This is a genomic window from Micromonospora sp. NPDC050276, assembly GCF_044459545.1.
Taxonomy (GTDB): Bacteria; Actinomycetota; Actinomycetes; order Mycobacteriales; family Micromonosporaceae; genus Micromonospora.
In genome coordinates, this window is the sequence record NZ_JBITJA010000039.1 from 1 (window position 1) to 6,336 (window position 6,336).

The following is a 6,336-nucleotide window of genomic DNA, read 5'->3' on the forward strand; positions in this document are numbered from 1 at the left end:
CAGCGTGGGCAGCCGCAATGAGAGCGACAGCCCGGGCGCCTCGACCGAAGCCTGGCCGGGCCACGGTCGCAGGTCAATGAAACAAGTAGCCGCTGGTCGGGTGCCCGCCTCTGCGTCTCGGTCAGGAACGGGCGGCGCTGGCCTTGAGGCTCCGCAGCTGTTCAACCTTGCGCTCGGCGTCCTGCCGTAAGTATGAGCCGAGCGCCGAGAGAGGCATGGCGTCGTCGCCGAGACGGAGGACGGGAACGTAGAGCGGCAAGCCTCCTCGTACGTCGATTTGCGCGCAGTCGACCGACTGGACCACGCTCCACGCTGTGACCTGATCACGGCTGTCGAAGCCGCGGACACGGACACCCTCTCCGCCGATTACCACGCCGAGTCGAAGAGCTCGCCAGATCCCGGCTATGCCGCTCGTGACGAGTAGGCATCCCAGCACGATGCCGAACGAGTCGCGCTCGGCCAGTATGTCCCCGGAGGTGAAGTACGCTCGTGAGCGGCTGGGCGTGGAGGATGGTCTCCCGTACTGTTCCCGCGTGCCGGACGATGCGAATTCCCTGCGCCTTCGCTGGGCGATCCTTGGGCCGCCCCTCGCGACGGTCCTCATGCTTGGCGTGGTCGTGGTGGCCGGCACGGCGAGGGGTAGTGATCCGGAAGTGTGGTTGCGTCCGGTGGTGCTGACTCCGGGCGGCCCGCTGGTGCTGTTGTGGTGGCAGGTGGTGGTCCGTCCGCGGCATCGCTGGTGGGCGCTTGGCGTCGCTCTGGCGGTGACGATCGTTGCTTACCTGCTGCTGTACCGGGTGGTCCTGGCGGGACTGCCGTTTCCATGGGACGGCGTGGTCAGCTTCGCGGTCGCCGGCTGGCTGGGAGCCTTCGCTTACGTCATCGTCACTCAGCGATCCACGATGCCGTTGTCTCGCGGCAAGGCCGCCGAGGGCAGCATGATCGCGCCGGGCGAGGCGTACGAGGAGCGGTTCTGCTTCACCCGCCGCGACTTGCTGCTCGTGCCTACCAGCGCGGTCTTTGTCACCGTCGGCGTCGCGCTTCTCCGCGACGAACCTCTCCCCGGCGTGGTGGCCACCGGGTTGGGGGGTGCGTTCCTGCTGCTGCGGCTTGTCAGCGTGTTGAGCGGCCGGGTGGCGCTGCGCGTCGACGCGGCGGGGGTCACTCTGGGTCAAACGCCGCCCTGGCCGTCCTCACACACGGCGGTGGTGCCGTGGTCCGACATTGAGGCTATCGTGCTGTGGACGCAACAGGCCGGCTTGGCCACGGTCCCATACGTCGGTCTGCAGCGGCGCCCCGGCTTGCCGCCGCTGCCGGGCTCGGCGCGCTCGCGCCGCCTGTGGCGGTTGAACAAGGCGCTCGTCCCGCACGTGCCACCGGCCGTCATCGCCGACAGCCGGCCGGCGAGCTTTTGGCGGCTGCACCGTTCGAGCCTTGCGGCGGCGGTGCGCCACTTCGCACCCGCGGTGGAAATCGTCGATGCGGGCTGAGGGTTTGTCGCCAAGCCCAAGAAGGCCTGCATGCGGGTGCTGATGGAGTAGCCGACGACCCGAAGGTGGACCGGTGCGGATCCGGGACCAGGGGAGCAGGCTGGGAGCAACAGGCTGCACTGAACGTCCTCGAACCGCGTCCAACGGCAACGAACGGCGCTCAACTGCACCCACCCCTGCCTGCAGCTCCACGTTGCCGCAGGTCAGAGTCGGTGCGGCGTCCTGTTTCACACCGACGAGGTCGCTGGTTCGATACCAGCATCGCCCACTCTCAGTTTGTGCAGGTCAGAAGCCCGTTGCCGAAGTCATCGGTGACGGGCTTTGCGGTATGTGCTGCTTACATTGGGAGCAGATTGGGAGCAACGTGGCTGTCTCTGGGTTCGGACCGGCATGGACCCGCCCGGCTGCGTGGCCTGATTTGCAGCCCCAAGTGGGGACTGCTGGCGGTTGAGGAGCTGGTCCTACCGCTACCGGCGTCCACATCACGAGAGCGTGGCCCCGGGCTATGGCTCACGGGCTGACTGGTGGCCGTCGGCCCGGTGGTCCGCCCACTCGCCGGTCCACATTGCGAGGTCGCGTCCCCGACGCTCGGTGCTCTGCCGGGACTTGGCGGCCCACTTCATCGCGTTCCTTGACGCGAAGTCGTCGAGGACCTGATGGTCAGTCGCGGTCCATGCGGGAAGCTGCGCTAGCCACTCTTCCGCCTGTTCGGCGCTGTGTCCGCTGCCGATCAGCCACTGGACGAGCAACGCGAGTTCGACCCATGCGGCGGCCTTGGTTGCCCACGCCCAATCGACGATCCGTAGGCCGACTGGCGTCACGATCAGGTTGGCCGGGTTGAGGTCGGAGTGGATAAGTGTCTCGCCATCCATCGCCGGGAGCGCGAACCCGAGCCGGGCTGCCGGAGTGAACCACATCTCGTCAGGCGCCGGCGTCTCCTGAAGTGCTGTCAGTGCGGCGAGGAGCAGATCGAGGTCGGTGCTGCCGGTTGACAGGTCGGGGTGAGGACCGGCAGGTGGTCGGTCCCCACCACCAGCCAGCCATCGGATTCGAACTGCCACAGGACTGCGGGCGGGTGCCGGCCGATGGCCCGGGTTACCGCCACTTCGTAGCGCAGCGACCGAACACGTAACTCGCCGCAGGCCGCCTTGACGAAGATCTGTCCGGCTGGTCCTCTCACCGTCGAGGCGGGTCGATCTTTGGCGAATAGCCGATCGAGTAGGTCGAAGCGCTCGCTGTGGGCGCCTGCCGCATCGCCTAGGGTCTGTATCGAAGTTGGCGAGGGCTTGATCAAGGCATTTCGGCGTCGCTGACCAAGCTTCGGCAAGACCCACCCCTAGTCTGTCGCCATGACGGCGAGCCATGGAGTCATCGATCTGGATATGCCGGGCGCTGAGTTTGGTGGCTCGGACGGGGGCCGCTCCGCCGGAGTTAGGCCCGGGCGGAAGGGTGCTGCCTACCTGGTCGTTGCATTGGTAGTCGGCTTGGCGCTCGGTAGCGTCGGCGGCGCCGAAGTGTGGAGCTCTCGCGAGGAACGGACCGAGGCCAGCACCGTCACACTGGTGGCCTTGCCAGGCTCGCCCAATAGCTGGGGGGCTTGAACGGCCTTGGGAGGGTGCGACTCGACGCGCAACTGGTGTTGGTCAACGCCGGCCAGGCGCCCGTCATAGTGCAGGTAGAGGAAGCAGGGAGACCGGGCGTCCTCGTACGCGGCACAGGCCAGTCCTGGCTGGTCCGCCCGGGCGGAACGAGCTGGATCGACGTCGAAGTCACGCTTGAGTGCGCAACTGCCTTCACACCGGAGCCGCTGCCCGTCAACTTCTCCGTGCAGACAGCCGACCAGCGGATCCGACAGACAAGTTATCCCCTCGCTCTCCAGGGCGGCCCATGGCAGCGAGCGTGCGACCCTCCACCCCGAATGGTGCCGGGTCCGGTCACAGCCACTCGTTGATGGCGGCGAGGTAGATGGTGGCTTCGTAGCGGATGGCGGGGCCTGTGCCCAGGCTTGCGCGTCGGACTGCTCGGCAGCCTCGGCGAGGTCGAACGCTTCGGCGGCGTAGGCGTGCGCCGCACCGAATGCGCCGAGGTCAAGGGCGAGTGCGCCGAGAAGTCCGGACAGGTGAGCGGCGACGGCGTAGAGCCGGGCGCGTTGCGGTGGGTGCTGCCGGCCTGCCATGAGCTGGTCGACGTAGGAGCGCAGCGGTCGCATACGCGCTATGAGGCTTACCGGGGTGAGGCGCTCGTTGTCGGCGATTGCCTGCCGGACCTCGTTTTCCAGATAGGCGAGACGGATGTTGTCATCGACGGAAGACTTCAGCGCCAGCCGACGGGCATCGATGCTGTCCTCGCTTTCCCACAGAACAGCACCGCCATTCGCTCCGAAGGCGTCGTGGCCAGCATCGGTCGGCGTCGCCGGCCCCGAAGTGCTCCTGGCCTCCTGGATCGCCGATGAGCGTCGTCATTGGCGGTTCAGCTCGGTGATGCGGTCGTACTCACTGACGAGCATGCCACCGGTCTGCAGCACAGTTTCGCAGCGCGCCTCGAAGGCACGGTCCGGGTGTTGGTGACCGGTCTCCGTGTTCGCCACGGAGCTGCGGCCGTACTGCACGAGCCGCGCCAAGTCGTGCTGGGTGTGACCGCCAGCCCTGCGCAGCTGCGCGAGCCGGCGGCCGAGCTCGCGGCGGGCGGCCTTGGTCTCGTCACTGTCAGCCATCGCCAATCCCCGGTCTAGTGGAGACGTGCAGTCACGATGTGTGCAGACGATGGCTGCCGTCGGTGACAATCGTCCGGGTCGGCCGAGCAGCGCCGATCACCTGGCCATGTACCAGTGCGGCCGATGGCCGCTGCGAGATCGGCAGCATCGTCAGGTGCCCATTGTCGACCGCGGCAGCAGACCGTGGCAGGACCACAGTGTCGACGTTTTGTCGGAGTTTGGTTGTCGGCATCCGTCGAAGTACCGCACGCCCTCAGCGGCATTCGCGAGAATTTGCGCTGACGTCTCTCCGAGGATGCGCGCTGCGTAACCGACGTTCCACAGCGACGTGGCGAGTCAGGCGTCGCGGTTCCCGGCGGCCAGCCCCAGTGAATCCATTTGGTGTAGCCGCCCTTGGGGCGGATCGGGGCCCGGCGGGCGTCCAGCACGGACTTGCCGGCCGCTCACCGCGCGGCCCCGAGGGCTCGTGCCGTAGTCGGCGAAACCGGGCCTAGTGACGCGGAGCGATCAGGAAGTTACGTCTAGAATGCTCGAATGACTGGCTTTGAGGCCGCCCTGTGGGGACTCCTCGGCAGTGCCGTCGCCGAGGCCCTCCACTTGTCCGCCGTCATGCGTCCGGCCAACCCGAGGCGCGGTCGATGGAGATGGCCATGGGGACAGCCGGAGGATCTGCCCATGGTGCTGCTCGCCACCGGGCTCCGTTTGTTCGCCGGGACCGGGCTCGCCGCCGTACTTGGCGCTTCGGGCCAGACGCCCACTCCGTTCACGGCATTTCTCGCGGGTCTGACCGCTCCCTTGCTCGTTGCCCGGATCGCTCAAAACGTCAGCGTCGGCAATGGGGCCGTATCGACTCAGGACGCGCAAGCCATGACTTCGGCGGCGGGACAGCCCTCCATCATGTCCGTCGCGGAGCAGCGCCAGCAGGTACTGCAGGATCGAGCGCGCGATGTTGCAAGCTGACAGTTGGCTGGGCCGGCTCGTGCTCGCCCTGGCCGCAAACCCCCGTGGCAGTTTCCGCGGCGGACAACGATCACGCCTCACCCGCGCCCTCGCTGCCGTTCCACCGCTCCAGAGGAACGGAAGTGACCGGGAGACGGCCGCGCCGAACAGCGAGGGCGTCTCCGGCGAGGGCTACCCGCCGCCTTGGTCGACCGCGAGCTGGCCCCACCCTCGCTCTTCCCTCTACGGAACTTACGCGGGTTACCAACCAGAGGAACGCCCGTCCTATCGGACGCCGCCGATATCGCCCGCGATCTCCCGCCCCAACGATCCTCAGCCGCCCTATCCCGCTCCGGGGTCAGACGCGCTAGGCCCGCCGCCGGGACCTTCGCGGGGTCCGTACAGCCCATACGACCCCGGAGTTGAACCTCCAAGCAGGGCGACGCCGAGAGCGTCCGACCCTGAGGGCGATACGAGCACCGCGACACCCGGGTCGTCCGACGGCGGCAACAAGTAGTCCAGCAGCAACTCCTGCAGGTTCGGGAATCGATCGTCGTCCGAGCACATGTTGTGCAGTGCCGGGACGGCGGCGGTCCGTAGGCTGAGCGGGTGGACGATGCGGACCGCGAAGTGCTGGGTGATGTGCCGTCTGCGACCTAGGAGCCGCCGGGAACCAGGCCAGCGCGAAGAGCTCTCTCCCATACGGTTCCGGTGGGACACACGCCTCTGCTGCCCGACTCAGGACCGTAGCGGCACCTGCCGCCCTTTCACGACCACGATGACACGGCCACCACCAGACGTGGATCAAGAGGCACGGTCGCTAAACTCCGTCGCTTGCCGTGCGGCGGCAGCCCCACCACACGCCACGGCCGGCTGCGCAGGGCGACTGCTTCCGCTATCCTGATGCGCGGCTGCACGCGCCAGCCGGCTCCGCGTTCCGGTCACCCACGACGCCGGGATATCGACGGACAAGGGTCTCGCCCGACTCGCGCACAGTCGCACACCGGTCTCTCGTCCTGGTGGAGCGTGGGTCCGCCGGAGGGCGTGTCATGACCAACAGGCGTAACCATAAGCAAGCCATCCGGGCCCGTATGGCGATCTGTCGGCTCCGCCTGAAAACTGACCATGTGGTTCCGGCTGAATCGGGACCACCTCCTGAAGCATCGGGAGGTGCTGAGCGTGGAGGACTGGGCG

General features: G+C 67.5%; 4 protein-coding genes and 1 pseudogene. 2 read left to right on the forward strand and 3 right to left on the reverse strand.

The annotated features are described in order from the left end of the window. The first annotated feature begins 533 nt into the window (after positions 1-533). Positions 534-1,490, forward strand: a complete 957-nt coding sequence (locus tag ACIBF8_RS31980) for a hypothetical protein (RefSeq protein ID WP_396787642.1) — start codon at positions 534-536, stop codon at positions 1,488-1,490. A 503-nt stretch (positions 1,491-1,993) separates the two neighbouring features. Here the strand turns inward: ACIBF8_RS31980 and ACIBF8_RS31985 are convergent. The 3 genes and pseudogenes from ACIBF8_RS31985 to ACIBF8_RS31995 all read right to left on the reverse strand — a co-directional run. Then, a complete protein-coding gene (locus ACIBF8_RS31985; RefSeq protein WP_396787643.1) occupies positions 1,994-2,551 on the reverse strand; it encodes a phosphotransferase in 558 nt (185 codons plus the stop codon). Beyond that, complete coding sequence (locus ACIBF8_RS31990; protein ID WP_396787645.1) at positions 2,440-2,670, reverse strand: hypothetical protein; 231 nt, start codon at positions 2,668-2,670, stop codon at positions 2,440-2,442. The genes ACIBF8_RS31985 and ACIBF8_RS31990 overlap by 112 nt, the downstream gene beginning before the upstream one ends. A gap of 807 nt (positions 2,671-3,477) precedes the next feature. Then, positions 3,478-4,203 (reverse strand): annotated as a pseudogene (locus tag ACIBF8_RS31995) (helix-turn-helix domain-containing protein); the annotation flags it as partial. A gap of 675 nt (positions 4,204-4,878) precedes the next feature. Between ACIBF8_RS31995 and ACIBF8_RS32000 the strand changes: the two are divergent. Then, on the forward strand, positions 4,879-5,163 hold the full coding sequence (locus ACIBF8_RS32000; protein WP_396787644.1) for a hypothetical protein: 285 nt from the start codon (positions 4,879-4,881) through the stop codon (positions 5,161-5,163). Positions 5,164-6,336: the final 1,173 nt, after the last annotated feature.

Coding starts and splice junctions, on each gene's coding strand:
- ACIBF8_RS32000 (WP_396787644.1), top strand. CDS start 4,879: ATGGTGCTGCTCGCCACCGGGCTCCGTTTGTTCGCCGGGACCGGGCTC.